The 20,301-nt window shown below is 68.0% G+C and carries 21 protein-coding genes; 12 read left to right on the forward strand and 9 right to left on the reverse strand.

Annotation, left to right across the window (positions count from 1 at the left end; genetic code table 11):
* Positions 1-13: 13 nt before the first annotated feature.
* Positions 14-415, reverse strand: a complete 402-nt coding sequence (locus AC1D2H_RS09765) for a GlcG/HbpS family heme-binding protein (RefSeq protein ID WP_310268192.1) — start codon at positions 413-415, stop codon at positions 14-16.
* An 88-nt stretch (positions 416-503) separates the two neighbouring features.
* Here AC1D2H_RS09765 and AC1D2H_RS09770 point away from each other — a divergent pair, with 88 nt between their 5' ends.
* The gene (locus AC1D2H_RS09770; RefSeq protein ID WP_477936684.1) at positions 504-1,193 is read left to right on the forward strand and encodes a Bax inhibitor-1/YccA family protein; all 690 of its coding nucleotides are present in this window, start codon (positions 504-506) and stop codon (positions 1,191-1,193) included.
* 63 nt (positions 1,194-1,256) lie between these two features.
* Here the strand turns inward: AC1D2H_RS09770 and AC1D2H_RS09775 are convergent, their stop codons facing one another.
* From AC1D2H_RS09775 to surE, 6 genes are all read right to left on the reverse strand, one after another.
* Positions 1,257-2,771 (reverse strand): glycoside hydrolase family 5 protein, encoded by a 1,515-nt coding sequence (locus AC1D2H_RS09775; RefSeq protein ID WP_478010795.1) that lies wholly within the window; start codon positions 2,769-2,771, stop codon positions 1,257-1,259.
* Between the two features lie 167 nt (positions 2,772-2,938).
* The gene (rlmD, locus tag AC1D2H_RS09780) at positions 2,939-4,294 is read right to left on the reverse strand and encodes a 23S rRNA (uracil(1939)-C(5))-methyltransferase RlmD (protein WP_477936688.1); all 1,356 of its coding nucleotides are present in this window, start codon (positions 4,292-4,294) and stop codon (positions 2,939-2,941) included.
* Between the two features lie 30 nt (positions 4,295-4,324).
* Entirely contained in the window at positions 4,325-5,332 is a 1,008-nt protein-coding gene (gene rpoS, locus AC1D2H_RS09785) for an RNA polymerase sigma factor RpoS (RefSeq protein WP_477936690.1), read from the reverse strand.
* 47 nt (positions 5,333-5,379) lie between these two features.
* Positions 5,380-6,252, reverse strand: a complete 873-nt coding sequence (locus AC1D2H_RS09790; RefSeq protein ID WP_478010796.1) for a peptidoglycan DD-metalloendopeptidase family protein — start codon at positions 6,250-6,252, stop codon at positions 5,380-5,382.
* A gap of 63 nt (positions 6,253-6,315) precedes the next feature.
* The gene (locus AC1D2H_RS09795; RefSeq protein ID WP_477936694.1) at positions 6,316-7,119 is read right to left on the reverse strand and encodes a protein-L-isoaspartate(D-aspartate) O-methyltransferase; all 804 of its coding nucleotides are present in this window, start codon (positions 7,117-7,119) and stop codon (positions 6,316-6,318) included.
* A 4-nt stretch (positions 7,120-7,123) separates the two neighbouring features.
* Positions 7,124-7,867: a 5'/3'-nucleotidase SurE gene (surE, locus tag AC1D2H_RS09800; protein ID WP_477936696.1), complete on the reverse strand. Its 744-nt coding sequence runs from the start codon at positions 7,865-7,867 to the stop codon at positions 7,124-7,126.
* A gap of 92 nt (positions 7,868-7,959) precedes the next feature.
* On the opposite strand from surE, the gene AC1D2H_RS09805 reads away from it, so the two are divergent.
* The 6 genes from AC1D2H_RS09805 (at position 7,960) to phaP (ending at position 14,504) form a co-directional block, all read left to right on the forward strand.
* A complete protein-coding gene (locus AC1D2H_RS09805) occupies positions 7,960-8,937 on the forward strand; it encodes an NADPH:quinone oxidoreductase family protein (protein ID WP_477936698.1) in 978 nt (325 codons plus the stop codon).
* A gap of 101 nt (positions 8,938-9,038) precedes the next feature.
* Positions 9,039-9,782: a LuxR C-terminal-related transcriptional regulator gene (locus tag AC1D2H_RS09810; protein WP_477936700.1), complete on the forward strand. Its 744-nt coding sequence runs from the start codon at positions 9,039-9,041 to the stop codon at positions 9,780-9,782.
* A 140-nt stretch (positions 9,783-9,922) separates the two neighbouring features.
* Positions 9,923-10,231, forward strand: a complete 309-nt coding sequence (locus AC1D2H_RS09815) for a DUF485 domain-containing protein (RefSeq protein ID WP_477936702.1) — start codon at positions 9,923-9,925, stop codon at positions 10,229-10,231.
* Entirely contained in the window at positions 10,228-11,940 is a 1,713-nt protein-coding gene (locus AC1D2H_RS09820) for a cation acetate symporter (RefSeq protein WP_478010797.1), read from the forward strand. The genes AC1D2H_RS09815 and AC1D2H_RS09820 overlap by 4 nt, the downstream gene beginning before the upstream one ends.
* Before the next feature lie 16 nt (positions 11,941-11,956).
* The gene (gene acs / locus AC1D2H_RS09825; RefSeq protein ID WP_477936706.1) at positions 11,957-13,933 is read left to right on the forward strand and encodes an acetate--CoA ligase; all 1,977 of its coding nucleotides are present in this window, start codon (positions 11,957-11,959) and stop codon (positions 13,931-13,933) included.
* A 181-nt stretch (positions 13,934-14,114) separates the two neighbouring features.
* Entirely contained in the window at positions 14,115-14,504 is a 390-nt protein-coding gene (gene phaP / locus AC1D2H_RS09830; protein ID WP_477936708.1) for a TIGR01841 family phasin, read from the forward strand.
* Between the two features lie 117 nt (positions 14,505-14,621).
* Here the strand turns inward: phaP and AC1D2H_RS09835 are convergent, their stop codons facing one another.
* Both AC1D2H_RS09835 and AC1D2H_RS09840 read right to left on the reverse strand, forming a co-directional pair.
* Positions 14,622-15,326, reverse strand: a complete 705-nt coding sequence (locus AC1D2H_RS09835) for a glutamine amidotransferase (protein ID WP_478010798.1) — start codon at positions 15,324-15,326, stop codon at positions 14,622-14,624.
* A 22-nt stretch (positions 15,327-15,348) separates the two neighbouring features.
* Entirely contained in the window at positions 15,349-15,897 is a 549-nt protein-coding gene (locus AC1D2H_RS09840) for a carboxymuconolactone decarboxylase family protein (protein ID WP_477936712.1), read from the reverse strand.
* A 101-nt stretch (positions 15,898-15,998) separates the two neighbouring features.
* On the opposite strand from AC1D2H_RS09840, the gene AC1D2H_RS09845 reads away from it, so the two are divergent.
* From AC1D2H_RS09845 to AC1D2H_RS09865, 5 genes are all read left to right on the forward strand, one after another.
* Positions 15,999-16,853: a cupin domain-containing protein gene (locus tag AC1D2H_RS09845; protein ID WP_478010799.1), complete on the forward strand. Its 855-nt coding sequence runs from the start codon at positions 15,999-16,001 to the stop codon at positions 16,851-16,853.
* Positions 16,854-16,863: 10 nt separating this feature from the next.
* Complete coding sequence (locus tag AC1D2H_RS09850) at positions 16,864-17,199, forward strand: hypothetical protein (RefSeq protein ID WP_477936716.1); 336 nt, start codon at positions 16,864-16,866, stop codon at positions 17,197-17,199.
* Between the two features lie 82 nt (positions 17,200-17,281).
* The gene (locus AC1D2H_RS09855) at positions 17,282-17,536 is read left to right on the forward strand and encodes a hypothetical protein (protein ID WP_477936718.1); all 255 of its coding nucleotides are present in this window, start codon (positions 17,282-17,284) and stop codon (positions 17,534-17,536) included.
* On the forward strand, positions 17,533-18,903 hold the full coding sequence (locus tag AC1D2H_RS09860) for a TolC family protein (RefSeq protein WP_478010800.1): 1,371 nt from the start codon (positions 17,533-17,535) through the stop codon (positions 18,901-18,903). The genes AC1D2H_RS09855 and AC1D2H_RS09860 overlap by 4 nt, the downstream gene beginning before the upstream one ends.
* 17 nt (positions 18,904-18,920) lie before the next feature.
* Positions 18,921-20,297 carry a multicopper oxidase family protein gene (locus AC1D2H_RS09865; RefSeq protein WP_478010801.1) on the forward strand — a complete coding sequence of 459 codons (1,377 nt, stop codon included), beginning with the start codon at positions 18,921-18,923 and terminating at the stop codon, positions 20,295-20,297.
* Positions 20,298-20,301: the final 4 nt, after the last annotated feature.

Consider the following 20,301-nt stretch of genomic DNA (forward strand, 5'->3'; position numbering starts at 1 on the left):
GCAAAGTACCGCCTCAAAGCGCTGCGATGCCCGCCTTGGCGATTTCGGCGTCTTCGCTGGACTTGACGCCACTGACGCCGACCGCGCCCACGCACTGGCCGTCGACGAGGATGGGCACGCCGCCCTCCAGCAGGCCGTGCATGCCCGGCACGCTGAGGAAGGACTGACGGCCGCCGTTGATCATGTCCTCGTAGATCTTGGATTCACGCCGGCCCAATGCCGAGGTGTGCGCCTTGGCGGGTGCAAACATGGCGGAGCTGGGCGAGGCGCCATCCAGGCGCTGCAGCCACAGCAGATGGCCGCCGGCGTCGACGATGGCGATGGATACCGCCCAGCCCTTGCTGAGGGCATGGGCTTCCGCGGCGGCGGCGATGCGTTTGACGTCGGCGAGTTCGAGTTGAGATTGCTGTTTCATGGTCTTGCTTTCCAAGGGATAGGCCCCAATGTAGCGGCCTGGCGGGAGCCTAGAATTCCCGCGGTTAACTTGTCCCCGGAGCATCGTCATGAACGAGAGTCTGCAAAATTCCTATGGCTACGCCGGCGGCCTGGCCGTCGACCGCCAGCGCGTGCTGCGCAACACCTACTGGCTGTTGGCCCTGTCGCTGGTGCCGACGGTGCTGGGCGCCTGGATCGGCGTGTCCACCGGCTTCATGGCCAAGATGGGCTTCGGCATCAGCACCGCGGTCTTCTTCATCGGCGCCTTCGGCCTGATGTTCGTCATCGAGAAGACCAAGAACAGCAGCGCGGGCGTCGTGGCCCTGCTGGGCTTCACCTTCTTCATGGGCTTGATGCTGTCGCGACTGATCGCCCAGGTGCTGGGTTACCGCAACGGCGCCAGCCTGGTCATGACGGCCTTCGGCGGCACGGCAGCGGTCTTCTTCACGATGGCCACGCTGGCCACCGTCATCAAGCGCGACCTGTCGTCCATGGGCAAGTTCCTGGCGGTCGGCGCCGTCGTGCTGTTCGTGGCCTGCATCGCCAACATCTTCCTGCAGTCGTCGGCGCTGATGCTGACCATCCTGGTGCTGATGCTGGGCGTTTTCTCGGCCTTCATGCTGTACGACATCAAGCGCGTCATCGATGGCGGCGAGACCAACTACATCAGCGCCACGCTGGCCATCTACCTGGACATCTACAACGTGTTCCAGAGCCTGCTGTCCCTGCTGGGCATCTTCGGCGGCGAGCGCGACTGAGCGTTTTCCAGCCCAATGAAAAGGCGGCCTCGGCCGCCTTTTCTCTTGGGGCGTCACGGTCTACTAGGGCTTGTAATTCTTCAGCACAAAGGGCGCGCTGAGCACGATGGGCTGGCCAATCTGGCCCAGCTGCAGCGCGAGGTTGACCGTGCCGCCGGCAAAGCTGTCGGCCGCCACGCCGCCGATGGCGATGGGCTCCAGCTTGCTGGTCAGCGTCACGGAGCCCGAGATCACGGCCGTGTAGGGCGGCGCGCCGACCTGCAGCAGCATGGGTACGACGACCTTGGCCTTGGCGTCCTCGGTGTCCAGCCGAGCCCAGGCGATGACTTGCAGCTTGTCGCCCTTGGCGATGCTGCCTTGCAATGGCACGACGGCACCAATGTCCCAGGGGTTGGGCTTGCTTGAGGCCAAAGCCACACGCAGGCAGACCTTGCCGGTCGCGGCGCAAGGCACCTGCTCAGTGGACTGGCCGTCGCCATAGACCGACCAGGCCGTGACGCGCGGGGTATTGATCAGGTAGTCCAGCGCCGGGTCCGTCGCCCGGGCCGCAGGTGCCGCCACGCCAGCCTTCTCCGGCACCAGGGCGCCATGGATGGGCTTGACCCAGCCGTCGGCCTTCATGTCCCACAGCACGAAATCGGAGTCGAACTGCCAGTAAGACCACGCAAAGCCGCGCGCCTCGGCCGCGCGGGTCACGGCAGCCGTCCAGCCCACACGCTGCGCCATGCCAGCGCTCTCCAGCGCACCGAACTCGCCCATCAGGATGGGCCGGCCGGTCTTGTCTGCCCAGGTCTTGACGAAGTCCAGGTCCTTCTGCAGCTTCTCCCGGTCAGCCGTGGTGCCCCAGGTCACGCCAGACAGCTTCTGGAACTGCGGTGTCCAGCTCGCACCTTGGTGCGTGAACTCCATCGGCGTGTAGTAGTGGAAGGTGACGATGAGGCGCCGGTCGGACTCGGGCAGGCGCAAGCTGTCCAGATGCTCCATCGAGTTCCAGCCCTTGGGGCCGACGATGACGCGCCGGGTCGGGTTGGACTCGCGGATGATGGCCAGGTTCTCGGCCAGCATGTCGTTCCAGACCGCGTCGGCCGCGCCGTTGGGCTCGTTCAGGATCTCGAAGATCACCGCATCCGGCGAGCCCTTGTAGCGCGCCGCGACCTGACGCCAGAAGGCCTTGAGCCGGGCTCGGCAAGGGTCGATGTCGGTCGCCTTGGCGCACTCGTTGAAGTTGTGCTCATCCAGGATGACCTGCAGGCCCGCCTTGAGGCCGGCGTCCACCAACTCGTCCAGCTGCTTGAACCACGCCGCTGACAAGCGGTTCTCCGCGTCCATATGAGCGAAGGCGTGCAGGTTGAAGCGCACGTGGTCGAAGCCGCCGTCGCGGATGACCTGCATATGCCGCGGCTGGAATCGCGCCTTGGCCGGTTCGGTCCAGATCGGGTCGTAGCCAACGATGTTGATGCCGCGCTTGAGCGCCGCCGGCATCGCGGCGCCATCCCCTTGCGCCTGGGCGGCCCCCGACAGGCCTAGCGCCAGCCAGGCCAGACCCAGGAGTCGAGCGAACTTGAATTGGATGAACATGGCCAGCCTCTTGTCTCCGGAATTCTTGTGGATAGATAAACACCACTAAACAGCAATGTTTATCTATTTTGTCCAGCAACCCGGAATCGACACCCCGGACTTACGCGGAGACAGGCGCAACTCAACCGTGGCGAGCCGGAGCCGCCACAGGCCGACCTGACAGTGCTTCAGCGGTCAAAGACCGCGATGCTTTCGACGTGCGCCGTGTGCGGGAACATGTTGACGGCGCTGGCCGCCGTGCAGCGATAGCCCGCCACATTGACGAGCAGGCCGGCATCCCGCGCCAGCGTTGCCGGGTTGCAGCTGACGTAGACCATGCGCTTGGGCGGCGTCCAGCCGGGTGCCAGCGACGGGTCCTGGGCGATGTCGGCCACCGCCTTGGCCAGCGCAAAGGCGCCTTCGCGCGGTGGGTCGATGAGCCAGCGGTCGGCAACGCCGTCCAGGGCCAGCAGCTCGGGCGTCATCTCGAACAGATTGCGCGCGACGAAACTCGTCTTGTGCGCCAGGCCATTCGCGGCCGCGTTCTCGCGCGAGCGCTGCACCAGGGTCTCGCTGCCCTCGATGCCCAGCACCTCACGCGCTTTCGTCGCCAGCGGCAGCGTGAAATTGCCCAGGCCGCAGAACCAGTCGATGACGCGCTCGTCCGGCTGCACGGCCAGCAGGCGCAGCGCGCGGCCGACCAGCGTCGCGTTGATGTGCGGATTGACCTGGGTGAAATCCGTCGGCTTGAAAGGCATGGTCACGCCGAACTCGGGCAGACGGTAGGCCAGCTGCGGGCCGCCTTCGTCGAGCAGCTTGACCGTGTCCGGCCCCTTGGGCTGCAGCCACCACTGCACGCAGTGTTTGGCGGCGAACTCGCGCAGCAGCGCGATGTCGCCGTCCGGCAGCGGGTTCAGGTGGCGCAGCACCAGCGCGATGACCTCGTCGCCCATGGCCAGCTCGATCTGCGGCAGGCGGTCGCGCTCGGCCATGGCCATGATCAGCTCGCGCATCGGCATCAGCAGGTCGCTGACCACCTTGGGCACGACCTTGCAGACCTGCATGTCGGCCACATAGCGGCTCTTGCGCTCGTGGAAGCCGATCAGCACGACGCCCTTCTTCTGTACATAGCGCACCGAGAAGCGGGCGCGGTAACGGTAGCCCCAGGTCGGGCCTTCGATGGGCCGCAGCAGCACTTCGGGCTTGACCTTGCCGAGATGCCAGAGCTGGTCTTCCACCACGCGCTGCTTGACGGCGACCTGGGCACCGGCCTGCAGATGTTGCATCTTGCAACCACCGCAGGCGCCCGCATGCAGGCCGAAATGGGGGCAGCCCGGCGTCACGCGCAGCGGGCTTTCCTTCTTGATCTCGGTGAGCTGGCCCTGCTCCCAGTTGTTCTTGCGGCGCGAGATCTGCGCCTTCACGATCTCGCCCGGCAAGGCGCCGTCGATGAAGACCACCTTGCCCTCGGCGTTGTGCGCCACGCCCTGCGCCTCAAGTTCGATGCTCTCGACCTTGAGCCAATCCGTTGTTGTTTGAGTCATCCCCGGATTATCCGAGGCTCRCACCAATGGTCAGAAGATCGAGTCCCGATCTACCCCGTGACGCATCATGTTGCGCTTCAACTTGGCCAGCGCCTCGATCTGGATCTGGCGGATGCGCTCGCGCGTGAGCTTCAGACGGATCGCCAGCACGTCGAGCGTCTCGGGCTCGCGGTCCGACAGGCCGTAGCGGCCCGACAGCACTTCGCGCTCGCGGTCGTTGAGGCTGGCCAAGCCGTGCTGCAGCAGTTCCTCGACCTCATGCGACAGGCGCAGGCCCATCGGGTCGATGGCCTGATCGTCGGCGACGAGGTCGAGCATGGACTCGCCGCCCTCGCCATTGCGGTCCACCGGCGAATCCAGCGAGCTCGGCAGTTCGGCATAGGCCAGCAGCTCGGCCACCTCGTCGACCGGGCGGCCCAGCGCCTGGGCGACGTCCTCGGCACGCACGCGGCCTTCGGAGCCGTTGGCACTCTGCAGCGCCTCGAGCGCACGGCGAGCCTTCAGCACCTGGTTGAGCTCGCGCACGATGTGCACCGGCAAGCGCACGAGGCGGGCTTGGTGCATCAGCGCGCGCTCGATGCTCTGGCGTATCCACCAGCTCGAATAGGTCGAGAAGCGGAAGCCCCGTTCGGGCTCGAACTTGCTGATGGCATGCATCAGGCCGAGGTTGCCTTCTTCGATGAGATCGCTCATCGGCAGGCCGCGGCCGAGGTAGTTCTTGGCGATGCTGACGACCAGGCGCAGGTTGTGCTCGATCATGGCCTGGCGGGCATCGAAATCACCCGCCCGCGCCGCCTGGGCCGTGTCGAACTCCTGCTGAGGCGTCAGCAGCGGCGTGCGGCGGATGTCGCGCAGATAGGCCTGCAGCGCGTTGCCGAGTTCAACCTCTTCACCCCCGTTGCGCGGCGCCTGGCCCTCTTCGGCACCACTCTCGGCGGCCGGCTCGGCATCGCCGCCGCCGTTCATCGCCGACAACATGATGGCGGGCTCGCCGCCATTGCTGCCGTGACCGTTGAGTTTGGGCGCAGCGCGTTTCATGACGTGGTCGCTGGCCCGGTGCATCGGCGTTCGCTAGCCGGCGCTTCTCAGCGCGCCGGCAGCAACTTGGCCGGATCGACAGGCTTGCCGAGCTTGCGCACTTCAAAGTGCAACTTGACGGTATCACTCTCGGTGGAACCCATCTCGGCAATCCTCTGACCTTTGCGTACGACTTGGTCCTGCTCGACCAGCATCGCCCGGTTGTGGGCATACGCCGTCAGGTAGGTGCTGTTGTGCTTGATGATGACCAAGTTGCCGTAGCCGCGCAACCCCGAACCAGCGTAAACAACGCGACCATCGGCGACAGCCAGCACCGGGTCACCCGGTTTGCCTGCAAAGTCCAGGCCCTTGTTGCGCTGCTCGTCGAAACCGGCGCTGATGGATTGGCTGACCGGCCAGCCCCAGGCCATGCTGTCGTCTTCCGATGCGGCCGGCGTGGGCGAAGTCGTCGGCGTGGCCGGTGGCGCGCTCGCGGCGGCGACGGGCGGCTTGGCGTCCAGCGGGCGAGATTCGACCTTGCCCGCACCCGCAATGGGCTTGGACGTCACGGCATTGGCGTCGACGCCCGGCGGCACGACGCGCAGCACCTGCCCGACCTCGATGCGGTTGGGGTTCTCAAGGTTGTTCCACTTGGCCACATCGCGCCAGCTCTGGCCGTTGTCCAGCGCGATGCGGATCAGCGCATCACCCGGCTTGACGGTGTAGTAGCCAGCCTTGCCCGCGTTCTCGGCGCCCGGCAGCGGCGGCTTGACCTCGGGTGCGGACGCTGCCGATGCGGGTGCGGCCGGCGCCACGGCGGCCGTGGCCGGCTGGGGATTGCGGTCCTCGACCGGCGCGGGGTGACGCGGCGTGACGCCGCAGGCGCTCAGCAGCAGCGAGGTGGTGATGGCAGTGAATAAAAGGCGCAGGCTTGAGGGCATCGTGTGGCTAGAGCACGTTGGAAGGCCGACCCGATTGTGTGGCGCGGTGCGCCGACGGCCCAGTCAGAGGACGCCGGATTTTAGGGGGACGAAGAGCACGGCCTCATGCTCGCTGCGCGCCCAGCGGCTGACGCCCGCTTCGACGAGGTGATCCAGCACGACCAGCACCTGGCCCCGGCCGCTGGCCGCCGTCGGGGCGATGAGGCGCCCGCCGGGTGCCAGTTGCTCGGTCCAGGCGGCGGGAATGTCCTCGCCGCCGGCCGCCGCGATGATGCAGTCGAAGGGGCCGCTGGCCGCGTGGCCGAGGCGGCCGTCGCCCCAGATGAGGCGCGGCACGCGCGGCAGGCCGACGCGCTGCAGATTGAGCTTGGCCTTGTCATGCAGGCCCTGCAGGCGCTCGATGGACGTCAGCTGCCGCGCCAGCAACGCGATGACGGCGGCCTGGTAGCCGCAGCCCGTGCCGATTTCCAGCACCCGGCCCAGCGACCCGCGTTGGCGCGCTCCGGCGCCGGCCATCAGCAGGCCCAGCATGTGGGCAACGACCGAAGGCTTGGAGATGGTCTGGCCATGGCCGATGGGCAGGGCCGTGTCCTCATAGGCCTGGGCGGCCAGCGCGCTGTCGACGAACTCGTGGCGCGGCACGGTGGCCATCGCAGCGAGCACATGCTCGTCGAACTTGCCCTCGGCCCGCAGCCTGTCGACCATGCGCTGGCGCACGGCGCCGCTGTCCAGCCCCGTACCGCTGGGGCGCGCCAGCCGGGCTGCGTCCCGCGTGGCCTGGTGCAGATGGCGCTGCGGCATCAGCAGCTCACGCTGCGGTGACGTGGCCGACTTCAGGCTGGCAGGGAAGCGCTTGGGAGTGGACATGCCGTCACAGGCCCAGGCGCTGCGCCCAGGCGCCGAGAGCCGAATGTTCGGTGAGGTCGACCTGCAGCGGCGTGATCGACACCTGGCCGTTGGCGGTGGCGTGGAAATCCGTGCCCTCGCCGGCATCGCGGGCGTCACCGGCCGGGCCAATCCAGTAGATGGTTTCGCCGCGCGGGTTGACCTGCTCGATGATGCCTTCGCTGGAATGGCGCCGGCCCAGCCGGGTGATCTTGCGCGGCAGTTGGTCGGCGTCGGCCCGGTTGGGGATGTTGACGTTCAGCAGAAAGCCCTGGCCCAGGCCGCCCTTGATCACCTGCTCGACGACGCTGCGCGCCGTGCGCGCCGCCGCCTCCAGCTCGACCCAGCCCTTCTCGGACTGCGAGAAGGCGATGGACGGGATGCCGAACAGATAACCCTCGGTGGCCGCGGCGACGGTGCCGGAGTACAGCGTGTCGTCGCCCATGTTGGCGCCGTTGTTGATGCCCGACAGCACCAGGTCGGGCCGATAGCCCAGCAGGCCGGTCAGGGCGAGGTGGACACCGTCGGACGGCGTGCCGCTGACGTAGCGGAAGCCGTTGGCGGCGCGGTAGACGTTGAGGGGGCGGTTCAGCGTCAGCGAGTTGGAAGTGCCGCTGGCGTTCTGCTCGGGGGCGATGACCTCGATCTCGCCCAGGCCTTCACAGGCTTTCACCAGGGCCGCCAGGCCGGGCGCGAGGTAACCGTCGTCGTTGGAAATCAGGATGCGCATGGGGGCCAATTGTAGGGAGGGCGTCACCTGCGAGACCGGGTGTAACCACCTTGATTCCTATCATCGTGAATTCACGAAATCAGGAGACGACGATGAAGGCATGGCTCTGCGAGAACCCGGTGGGCGTCGAGGCGCTGCAATGGCGCGAACTGCCAGCCACTGCGCTGCCAGCGGGCCAGATCCGGGTTCAGATCAAGGCCGCCAGCCTGAATTTTCCCGACCTGCTCATCGTGCAGAACAAATACCAGATGAAGCCGCCCCTGCCCTTTGTGCCGGGCACGGAGTTCTCGGGCGTCGTCACCGAGGTGGGCGAAGGGGTCAAGGGCTTCGCCGTCGGCCAGCGCGTCGCGGCCTTCGGCGGCCTGGGCGGTTTCGCCACCGAGGTCTGCATCCCGGCCATGCTGGCCATGCCGCTACCCGATGGCTTCAGCTTCGAGGACGCGGCCGCCTTCATCTGCACCTATGCCACCAGCCACCACGCGCTGATGGACCGCGCGGCGCTGAAAGCCGGTGAGACCGTGCTCATCCTCGGCGCGGCCGGCGGCGTGGGCACGGCGGCCATCCAGATCGCCAAGGCCGCCGGCGCGCGCGTCATCGCCGCCGCCGGCAGCGATGCCAAATGTGAAGCCTGCAAGGGCCTGGGCGCCGACGCCGCGATCAACTACGCGACACAGAACCTGCGCGATGAGCTGAAGGCCCTGACCGGGGGCAAGGGCCCCGACATCATCTACGACCCGGTCGGCGGCGATCTGGCCGAAGCCGCCTTCCGTTCCATCGCCTGGCGTGGCCGCTATCTCGTCATCGGCTTCGCGCAAGGCCAGATCCCGGCGCTGCCGCTGAACCTGGCCCTGCTGAAGGGGGCGTCCCTGGTCGGCGTGTTCTGGGGCGAATTCGCCAAGCGCGAGCCTGGAAACAACGCCCGCATGCTCGGCGAGCTGGCCGCCTGGTATGCCGCCGGCAAGATCAAACCGGTGCTGGATCGCGTGCTGCCCATGGAGGAATTGCCCGCTGCCTTCGCGCGCATGGCGGCCCGCGAAGTCGTCGGCAAGTTAGTTCTTACCAATTCGTGAAGCCTGAACCGGGGGCTTGGGCAAGGACGATCTACCCAAGCTTCTAGGGGGCGGTGCGCTACATTCCCATCGGTCGAATTCGACAGCCGTCCCCACGCGCCATGACCGTCAAAGTTCTCATCATCGAAGACAACCCCGTTGCACGCAGCTTTCTTTGCCGCGTGGTGCGAGAGAGCTTCAGCGACGCGATGGAGCTCACGGAAGTGGGTGACCTCGAGAACGCCCGCCGCCAGGTGGCCAAGCTGTCGGGCGGCAATCCGGAGATCGGCTTCAAGCTCATCCTCGTCGACCTGGAGCTGCCCGACGGCAACGGCATGGAGTTCCTCACCGAGCTGGCGGGTTCGTCGGCGATCAAGATCGTCACGACGCTGTACTCGGACGACGACCACCTCTTCCCGGCCCTGCAGTGCGGCGCTGACGGCTATCTGCTGAAGGAAGACCGCTTCGAGGTGCTGGTGGAGGAGTTGCAGCGCATCGTGCGCGGCCAGCCGCCACTGTCGCCGGCCATCGCGCGCCGCCTGCTGTCGCATTTCCGCCCCGGCGCCAGCGACAGCGGCACCATGCCGCTGAACTCGGGCTTCGGCACGCTGTCGACCGCGCACGCTCCCTTCGCCAACAGCCGCGGCGTGGCCCTGGACCCACCGCCCGAGTGGGAGCGCCTGACGCCCCGCGAGAGCGAAGTGCTGACCTATCTGAGCAAGGGCTTCACGATCAAGGAGATCGCGAACCTGATGGGCATCAAGTGGTTCACCGTCAACGACCACATCAAGTCCATCTACAAGAAGCTCAACGTCTCCAGCCGCGCCGAAGCGGCGGTGCTGGCTTCAAAGCAGGGCCTGGTCTAACCAGCGACTCGTGCCCCTCAAGGCCCCGGCAAGTCCGGGGCCTTTTGTTTGAYGGCAGCACACACTGTTCGCAAGCGCACGGACAGCGACGGACGAATGTCGCAGGCTCTCCGGCATGAGCCAACACGATTGCATTCGTCATGCCAGCTGACCTGACGACGCGCATTGCGCGTGATCCACGGTACCAACTGCTGAAGTCCAGTCGCTCGCGTTTTGGCTGGTGGCTCACGCTGGCGATGATGGTCGTGTACTACGGCTTCATCCTGCTGGTGGCCTTCGACAAACCCTTCCTCGCGACCCGGCTGGGTGCAGGCGTCACGACCATCGGCATGCCGATCGGCCTGGGCATCATCCTCTTCACGGTGGCCATCACCGCGATCTACGTGAGGCGCGCCAACAGCGAGTTCGATGCGTTGACCGCGCAGATCGCCAAGGGAGCCCTGGCATGAACGCGCCGCGCCTGCTGGCAACGCTGGCGCTGGTCGTCGGGAGTAGCGCGGTCCTGGCGGCGGGTGCCGACCTCGGCCAGGCCGAGAAGCAGCCCACCAACTGGACCGCGATCAGCATGTTCGCGATCTTTGTCGTCGGCACGCTGTTCATCACCAAATGGGCGGCGGCCAAGACCAAGTCGGCAGCCGACTTCTACACCGCCGGCGGCGGCATCACCGGCTTCCAGAACGGCCTGGCCATCGCGGGCGACTACATGTCGGCCGCGTCCTTCCTCGGCATCTCCGCCGCGGTGATGGTGGGCGGCTTTGATGGCCTGATCTATTCGATCGGCTTCCTTGTCGGCTGGCCGGTCGTGACCTTCCTGCTGGCCGAGCGGCTGCGCAACCTCGGCAAATTCACCTTCGCCGACGTGGCCGCGTTCCGCTTTGCTCAGACGCCGGTGCGCGTCTTTGCGGCCTCCGGCACGCTGGTGGTCGTGGCCTTCTACCTGATCGCGCAGATGGTCGGCGCGGGGCAGTTGATCAAGCTGCTGTTCGGGCTGGAGTACTGGATCGCCGTCGTCATCGTCGGCGCGCTGATGATGGTCTATGTGCTGTTCGGCGGCATGACGGCCACCACCTGGGTCCAGATCATCAAGGCCGGCCTGCTGCTGGCAGGCGCCAGCTTCATGGCCTTCATGGTGCTCTACGGCTTCGGCTTCAGTCCCGAGGCGATGTTTGCCAAGTCGGTCGAGATCAAGACCGGCATCGCGGCAGCCGCCGGCAAATCGCCGGGCGATGCGGCTGCGCAGGGCTTCTCGATCATGGGCCCGGGCGGCTTCATCAAGGATCCGATCTCGGCCATCAGCTTCGGCATGGCCCTGATGTTCGGCACGGCCGGCCTGCCGCACATCCTGATGCGCTTCTTCACCGTGCCCAATGCGAAGGAGGCGCGCAAGTCGGTGCTGTGGGCCACGACCTGGATCGGCTACTTCTACATCCTCACCTTCATCATCGGGTTCGGCGCGATCAGCTTCGTGCTGACGAACCCGGAATTCCTCGACGCCAAGGGTGGCCTGCTCGGTGGCGGCAACATGGCGGCCATCCACCTGGCCAACGCGGTGGGCGGCAATGTCTTCCTCGGCTTCATCTCGGCGGTGGCCTTCGCGACCATCCTGGCGGTGGTGGCCGGGCTGACGCTGTCGGGCGCATCCGCCGTGTCGCACGACCTGTACGCCACGGTGTGGAAGCACGGCAATGCCGACAGCGCGTCGGAGCTGCGCGTCTCGAAGATCACGACGGTCGCCCTCGGCATCGTCGCGGTGCTGTTGGGCATCGTGTTCGAGAAGCAGAACATCGCCTTCATGGTGAGTCTCGCGTTCGCGATCGCCGCGTCAGCCAATTTCCCGGTGCTGCTGATGTCGGTGCTGTGGAAGGACTGCACGACCCGGGGCGCGGTGATCGGCGGCTTCCTGGGCCTGGTGTCCTCCGTGCTGTTGACGCTGGTGTCGCCAGCCGTGTGGGAGGTGACGCTCGGCAACCCCAAGGGATCGGCCCTGTTCCCCTACGCGTCGCCGGCGCTGTTCTCGATGACGATCGGTTTCGTCGGCATCTGGCTGTTCTCCATCCTCGACCGCAGCCCGCGGGCGGCCCAGGACCGCGCAGGTTTCGAGGCTCAGCAGGTTCGCTCCGAAACCGGCATCGGCGCCTCGGGAGCGTCCGGGCATTGATGACCAAGGAAACCCCATGAGCGAGACCAGCAACGCCGAAGACCTGACGCTGTACGCGCCTCCGTTGGCCCTGGCCTCCATGGCGCATGTGGCCGGCCGCGCGTCCTACGACCTGCTGGCGGCCGAAGCCAACGCCGACTACGAGGGCTACTGGGCCCGGCTCGCGCGCGAGTTCGTCCGGTGGAAGCAGCCTTTCACGAAGGTGCTGAACAGTGCCGAGGCGCCGCACTTCAAGTGGTTCGAGGACGGCACGCTGAACGTCTCGCACAACTGCCTGGACGCCCAGGTCTCAGTCGGCCTGGGGGACAAGACGGCAATCATCTTTGAAGCCGACAACGGCCTGGTCACGCGCACCACCTACGCCGAGCTGCTGGCGCAGACCTGTCGCATGGCCAACGCCCTGAAGTCGCTGGGCGTGAAGAAGGGCGACCGGGTCGTCATCTACATGGCGATGTCGGTCGAAGGCGTGGTGGCCATGCAGGCCTGTGCGCGGCTCGGCGCGGTCCACACGGTGGTGTTCGGTGGCTTCTCGGCCGCTTCGCTGCGCGATCGCATCGCCGACACCCGCGCGGTCGCCGTCATCACCGCCGACCAGCAACTGCGCGGTGGCAAGGCACTGCCGCTGAAGGCCATCGTCGATGAGGCGCTGGCGCTGGACGGCTGCGAAGCCGTGCGCCACGTGATCGTCTACCGGCGCACCGGCGGCGCGATCGAGTGGACGACACGCGACCACTGGATGCACGAGCTCACCGCCGCCCAGGCCGACAGCTGCGAGCCCGAATGGGTAGCCGCCGAGCACCCGCTCTTCCTGCTCTACACGTCGGGGTCCACCGGCAAGCCCAAGGGCGTGCAGCATTGCTCCGGCGGCTATCTGGTGCAGGCGGCGGTCACGACGAAGTGGACCTTCGACCTGCACGACGCCGATGTCTTCTGGTGCACGGCCGACATCGGCTGGGTCACCGGCCACACCTATATCGCCTACGGCCCGCTGGCCGTCGGCGCGACCCAGGTGATGTTCGAGGGCGTGCCGACCTACCCCGACGCCGGCCGCTTCTGGAAGATGATCCAGGACCACAAGGTCTCGGTCTTCTACACCGCGCCCACCGCCATCCGCTCGCTGATCAAGGCCGCGGAAAGCAACGCCGCCGTGCATCCGGATCGCTTCGACCTGAAGAGCCTGCGCATCCTCGGCTCGGTGGGCGAGCCCATCAACCCGGCGGCCTGGGCCTGGTACCACCAGCACATCGGCGGCGGGCGTTGCCCGATCGTCGACACCTGGTGGCAGACGGAGACCGGTGCCCAGATGATCACGCCGCTGCCCGGTGCCACCGCGCTGGTGCCGGGGTCCTGCACCCTGCCCTTCCCGGGCATCATGGCCGCGATCGTCGATGAAACCGGCGGCGACCTGCCCAACGGCGAGAGCGGGCTGCTCGTCATCAAGAAACCCTGGCCGGCCATGATCCGTACGATCTGGGGCGACGAAGCGCGCTACCACTCCAGCTATTTCCCAGCCGAGTTGCGCGGCTACTACCTGGCTGGCGATGGCGCCACGCGCGACGCTCAGACCGGCTACTTCACCATCGGCGGTCGCATCGACGACGTGCTCAATGTCAGCGGTCACCGCATGGGCACGATGGAGATCGAGTCGGCGCTGGTGTCATGCACCCATCTGGTGGCCGAGGCCGCCGTGGTGGGCCGGCCCGACGACACCACGGGCGAATCCATCTGCGCCTTCGTCGTGCTGAAAGGGGCGCGGCCAACCGGCGCCGAAGCGCTGAAGATCGCCACCGAACTGCGCAATTGGGTCGCCAAGGAGATCGGGCCGATCGCCAAGCCCAAGGAAATCCGCTTCGGTGACAACCTGCCGAAGACCCGCAGCGGCAAGATCATGCGCCGCCTGTTGCGTTCCCTCGCCAAGGGCGAGACGATCACCCAGGACACCTCGACGCTGGAGAACCCGGCCATCCTTGAGCAGTTGGGTCAGGCTTCCTGACCCGGCGGCTCAAGGCAAGCCAGCGAAGAGGGCTTGCGCCGCGTCAGYGGCGGAGCCGGGTTGGGGGTCACTCATATCGCGCAGCGATGTGGGTGATCACAGAACCCGGCCATCCTTGAGCAGTTGGGTCAGGCTTCCTGACCGGGCCCACGAGCTGAACCTATCAACCTGGAGACAGATCATGGCGAATCAGACCAATCCCTTTGGTGACGTGACCAAGATGATGGAGCAATTCAAGATGCCCGGCGTCGACATGTCCGCCATCGTCGAGGCGCGCCGCAAGGACATCGAGGCACTGACCGAAGCCAACCAGGCCGTCCTGGCGTCGATGCAGGCCCTGGCGGCCAAGCAGACGGCCATGATGACCGAGGCGATGCAAGGCATGCAGGCCGCCGCCCAGGGCATGCTCAGCGGCGGGCTTCCCGACCCGGCCAAGCAGGGAGAGGTCATGCGCCAGGCCTTCGAGAAGACGCTGGCCGACATGAAGGAGCTCGCCGACATGGCGCGGCAGGCCCAGACCGAGGCCTTGTCCCACATCACGCAGCGTGCTGCCAAGCAGGGGAAGTCATGAGCCAGCGCGATGTGGTGGTGCTGGGGGCGGCACGTTCCGCGAGACCGCGCAGGCCATCCTGCTGGGCGACTGCGACTACGGCTTGGGAGGCGGCAGCGGTGTTTGAGCGGCTCTGACTCAGCCAGGGGTCAGGGTCTGGTCCAACCAGCGCGTCATCAGCCGCGTCAGCACGACTTTCAGGCCTTCGGCCTCACATGCCATCGCGGCGCGCAGCTCAACCGGATCAATGCCGGCGCGCTCCAGCTCGTCGATGTGGCCGATCAGCCATTGCTCGAAGCGCTCGGGTGCCACCTCCGGGTGGAACTGCAGCCCCAGCGCCTTGTCATGCGGCGCGAACGCCTGGTGAGGGCAGGTGGCCGTCGCGGCCAGTGACGTCATGCCGGCCGGCAATTCGAACTGGTCGCCATGCCAATGCAGCAGGGGCTGGCCGCCCAGCTCGGCCAGTGCCGTGCCCTGCCCTGCCGCCGTCAATATCAGCGGCGCAAAGCCGATCTCCTTGACGCCCATCGGTTTCACCCGTGCACCCAGCGCCCGCGCCATCAGCTGCGCGCCGAGGCAGATACCGAGCAGCGGCCGTTCGGCGTCCAGCCGTTGGCGGATCAGGGCGACCTCGTCGATCAGCCACGGAAAGCGCTCCTCGTCCTCGACGCTGATCGGCCCGCCGAGCACGACGAGCAGGTCGACCGCATCGAGGTCGATGGCGCCGACGTCGTCGACGCCGACCTCGTGATAGCGGACCTCGAATCCCCGCGCCTTCAGCACGGGCTCGATGAGGCCGAGATCTTCGAAGGCGAGATGGCGCAGGGCGAGAGCGGTTTTCATCGGCGCCATCATCGCCTCCCGGTCACATTGCCGAGCGCAGCTTCACGCCGGGGAAATCCACCGGCACGGCGAACGCGACGTTCACATAGTTGGTGAACAGATTCAGCGCGACGTGCGCCAGGATCTCGACGATCTGGCCGTCGTTGAAGCCTGCCGCTCGCAGCGCCGCGACGTCGGCGTCATCCACCTGGCCGCGCCGCTCGACGAGTTGGAGCGCAAAGCGCAACGCCGCGGCCGTCGCCGGGTCTGCCGATTCACCGGCCTGCGCCGCGCTCATCTCGGCGGGCGTCGCACCGGCCTTGCGGCCCAGGGCCGTGTGGGCGGCCAGGCAGTATTCGCAGGCATTGCGATCAGCCACGGCAACGGCGATCTGCTCGCCGAGCTTGGCGGGAATGCTGCCACCGCCCAGCGCGCCGAAAAAGCCCCACAGGGCCTGCAGCGCGGCCGGCGAGTTGGCGACGGCGCGGAACATGTTCGGCGTCGCGCCGAAAGCGCCATGGACGGCGTCGAGCGTCGCGCGGCTGGCCGCAGGGGTGTCGGTGGCGGAGACGAGGGGAAGGCGGGAGTTCATGAAGGTCAGCTTTCAGTTGCAGTGGATGAAGGCCTCCACTGTCTCGCCTTTCAAAAGACGATAGGTATCATCCAGTCCGATATATCAACCCAATCGTCCCGATGACCGAGGCCCCACCGCTGGACCGGCTCAGCCCGCTGTTCGAGCGCTTTCGCGTGCGGGCCAGCCTCTTCCATGCCGGCCCGCTGTGCGGCGTGACGCATTTCGACGCCCGCCCCGGCCGCGGCTTCCTGCATGTGATGCGCAACGGCGAGATGGAGGTCAGGCATGCCGCCGCGACCGGTCTCGTCGAGCATCTGTGGGTCCGCGAGCCCAGCCTGGTCTTCTACCCGCGGCCGCTGGCGCACGACTTCCACAACGCGCCGGCCGAAGGCTCGGACTTCGTCTGCGCGACGCTGGACTTCGAGGCCGGCCATCCCCTCGTGCAGGCGCTGCCGCCGCTGGTGGTGCTGCCGCTGGCCGGCGTGGAGGGCATCACCGCGACGCTGACACTGCTGTTCGGCGAGGCCGAGCGCGTGCGCTGCGGCCAGCGCCTGCTGGCGGACCGGCTCTTCGAGGTGCTGCTGCTGCAACTGCTGCGCTGGATGCTGGACCAGCGCGGCGCACCGCTGCCGCTGGGCCTGATGCGCGGCCTGGCCGACCCACGCCTGGCCCGCGCGCTCACCGCCCTGCATGCACGCCCCGGCGAGGCCTGGAGCCTGGCGAGCATGGCGCAGGCGGCGGGCATGTCGCGCAGCCGCTTCGCCGAGGCCTTTCGCGATGCGCTGGGGCAGACGCCGGCGGACTACCTGGCCGATTGGCGGCTGGCCATCGCCCGCGCCGAACTGCGTGCCGGCAAGCCCTTGAAGGCGCTGGCGGCGGAGCTGGGCTATGCCAACGCCTCGGCGCTGAGCCGCCTGTTCGCGCAGCGTCACGCCGGCCTGTCGCCGCGGGCCTGGCTGCAGCAGGCCGGTTAAAGTGCCGCCCATGCGTCGCCCCGGCCGCTTCCTCGTCCTCTGCCTGCTGCTCGTGCTGCTGCCCTTGCGCAGCCTGCTCGCGGCCGGCCAGTTGGGCTGCGAGCCTCCGCCGGTGACTCAGCAGCAGCAGCACATGGGCCACGAGCACCATGCAGGCCACGGCGAGTCGCACGACCACGCCAAGCCTTGCAAGCTCTGCGCCCCCTGTTGCCTCGCCGCCGCACCGCCCCCGGTGCTGACGCTGGACACCGCAGCTGCGACGCCGGCGGCCCGCGTCGCGCAGGCGCCGGCCGAAGCCTGGGCCAGCATCGTGCCGCCCCTGCCCGACCCGCCTCCCCGGGCCTGAGCCTCTCTGCCCCGCAGTTCCCGCCGCTCTCGATGCCTTGAGGGCCGGCGGGCCTGGTTGTCGTCCTGCCCGAGAGGCTTGCATGTCTTGCACCCCTGCCCTGTTGGCGCTGCTGTCCGGCGCCACGCTGGCGCTGAGCGCCACCGCCCAGCCCCGTCCCGACCCCAGCGACGCGCGCGCCTCCGTGCCGCCCATCATTCACCGCAGCGTCGCCCAACCCAGGCCCGCAGACGACCCGCCGCCCGCCGACTGGCGCGCCGCCAACGAGCGCGTCGCCCGCGTCGGTGGCTGGCGCAGCTATGCGCGCGAGGCCTTGCCGCCGGAGGCGACGCGATGAGAAGCCTTGTCGTGCTGGGCGCCGCCCTCGCGCTGGGCGGCTGCGCCAGCGTGGATCCGGGCGCCAACCTTGCCGAGGTCAACCGCCTGACCCAGGCCCATACCGGCCAGCCCCTGGCGCTGGAGGCGTTGACGGCCCAGCAGCTTGCCGACGCCCTGCGCGAGCCGCTGTCGGCCGACGCCGCCGTGCAGCTCGCGCTGAAGAACAGCCGGGGCCTGCAAGCCCGGCTGGCGCGCCTGGGCGTGACGGCCGCCGAGGTCGCCGAAGCCGGGCGCCTGCCCAACCCGGGTTTTCGCTTCAGCCGCCTCACGCGCGGCGACGAGATCGAACTGGAGCGCGGCTGGCATGTCGACCTGGCCCGCCTGCTGACCCTGCCGCTGCTGCGCCAGGCCGAGCAGCGCCGCCTGCAGGCCGAGCAGCGCCAGGCCGCCGGCGACGTGCTGGCCCTGGCCGCCGATGCACGCCGCGCCTGGGTGCGCGCCGTCGCGGCCGAGGAGACGCTGGCCTATCGCCAGCAGGTCGTCGAGGCCGCCGAGGCCGGCGCCGAGCTGGCCCGTCGCATGCAGGCCGTCGGCAACTTCAATGCGCTGGCACGGGCGCGCGAGCAGGGCTTTGCGGCTGAAGCGCGCCTGGCCCTGGCGCGCGCCGAGGCCCAGCGGCTGGCGACGCGCGAGCGCCTGCTGCGCCTGCTGGGACTCTGGGGCCAGGACGCCGCAACGCTGCGCCTGCCCGAGCGCTTGCCCGAACTGCCCGCCGCCGCGCGCGAGCAACCCGATGTCGAAGCCCTGGCCCTGGCGCAGCGCCTGGATGTGCAGGCCGCCCGCCTGACGCTGGAGCAGGCCGGTCGCCAGCTGGACCTGGCGCGCACGACGCGCTGGGTCAGCATGCTGGAACTGGGCACGGTGCACAACTCGTCCAACCAGGCGCCGACGCAGCGCGGCTGGGAGATCGCGCTGGAGCTGCCGCTGTTCGGCCCAGGCCCGCTGCCGCGCGCCGACGCCCTCGCCAACCTGGCTGCGCACGAGGCCGCCGACACGGCCATCCGCGCGCGCTCCGAGGTGCGCGAGGCCTATGGCCTCTACCGCAGCGCCTTCGACATCGCGCGCCACCACCGCGACGAGATGCTGCCCCTGGCCCGGCGCATCTCCGATGAGCAGCTGCTGCGCTACAACGGCATGCTGATCGGCGTCTTCGAACTGCTGGCCGACGCCCGCGCCCAGGTCGCCGCCGTCAGCGCCACGCAGGACGCGCTGCGCGACTTCTGGCTGGCACAGGCCGATCTGGACCAGGCCCTGCTGGGCCGCACCACCCCCGCCCTGCCCGAGGCCGGCGCAGCCCCCGCCACGGCTGGCGCGGCGCCCCACTGAACCCCGAGGACATCTCCATGTTCAACCGACGTTCCCTGCTCGCGGGCTCGACGCTGGCGTCACTGGCCGCGGTCTCCAAGGCGGCCCTCGCGACCCTGCCCGAGCCCGTCATCCAGACCTCGCCCGACACGCAAGCCCCCCTCGTGCCGCCCAATGGCCGGCCCTACAACCCCGTCGTCACGCTGAACGGCTGGACGGCGCCCTGGCGCATGAACGCCGGCGTCAAGGAATTCCACCTCGTCGCCGAGCCCGTCGTGCGCGAGATGGCGCCCGGCTTCAAGGCCCATCTGTGGGGCTACAACGGCCAGAGCCCGGGGCCCACCATCGAGGTCGTCGAGGGCGACCGGGTGCGCATCTACGTGACCAACCGCCTGCCCGAGGTCACCAGCATGCATTGGCATGGCCAGCGCCTGCCCAATGGCATGGACGGCGTGACCGGCCTGACGCAGCCACCCATCCCGCCGGGCAAGACCTGGGTCTACGAATTCGTCGCACGCCGCCCCGGCACCTTCATGTACCACCCCCATGCCGACGAGATGGTGCAGATGGCCATGGGCATGATGGGCCTGTGGATCACGCACCCGAAAGCGAAGCACCCGCAGATCGACGAGGTCGATCGCGACTACGCCTTCCTGCTCAACGCCTACGACATCGAGCCCGGCAGCGCGACGCCCAAGGTCATGACCATGCTGGACTTCAATCTGTGGAGCTGGAACAGCCGCGTCTTCCCCGGCATCGCGCCGCTGGTGGCGCGCCAGGGCGACCGGGTGCGCATCCGCATCGGCAACCTGACGATGACCAACCACCCCATCCACATCCACGGCCATGAGTTCATGGTCACGGGCACGGACGGCGGCCCGGTGCCCAGGACAGCGCGCTGGCCGGAGGTGACGACGGATGTGGCGGTGGGCCAGATGCGCCAGGTCGAGTTCGTCGCCGACGAGGAAGGCGACTGGGCCTTCCACTGCCACAAGGCCCACCACACGATGAATGCGATGGGCCATGCGGTGCCGACCATGATCGGCGTCGACCACAGCGGCCTGACGGCCAAGATTCGCAAGCTGGTGCCGGACTACATGGTCATGGGCGAGCGTGGCATGCACGACATGACCGAGATGAGCATGCCCCTGCCCGACAACACGGCGCCCATGATGGCGGGCGAGGGCCCCTTCGGCCCGGTCGCGATGGGTGGCATGTTCAGCATGCTCAAGGTCAGGCGCGGCCTCAAGCGCGGCGACTACGCCGACCCTGGCTGGTTCCAGCACCCGCACGGCACGCTGGCGCGAGAAGTGGGCGACGCGCCGCCGGCGCCCAAGGCTCCGGACACCGCAGCGTCCAAACCCACAGACGTCGAAGTACAGGTCCGCAAACCCAACGGCCATCATGGCCACTGAGATC

Source organism: Roseateles sp. P1_C1_2 (assembly GCF_056406535.1).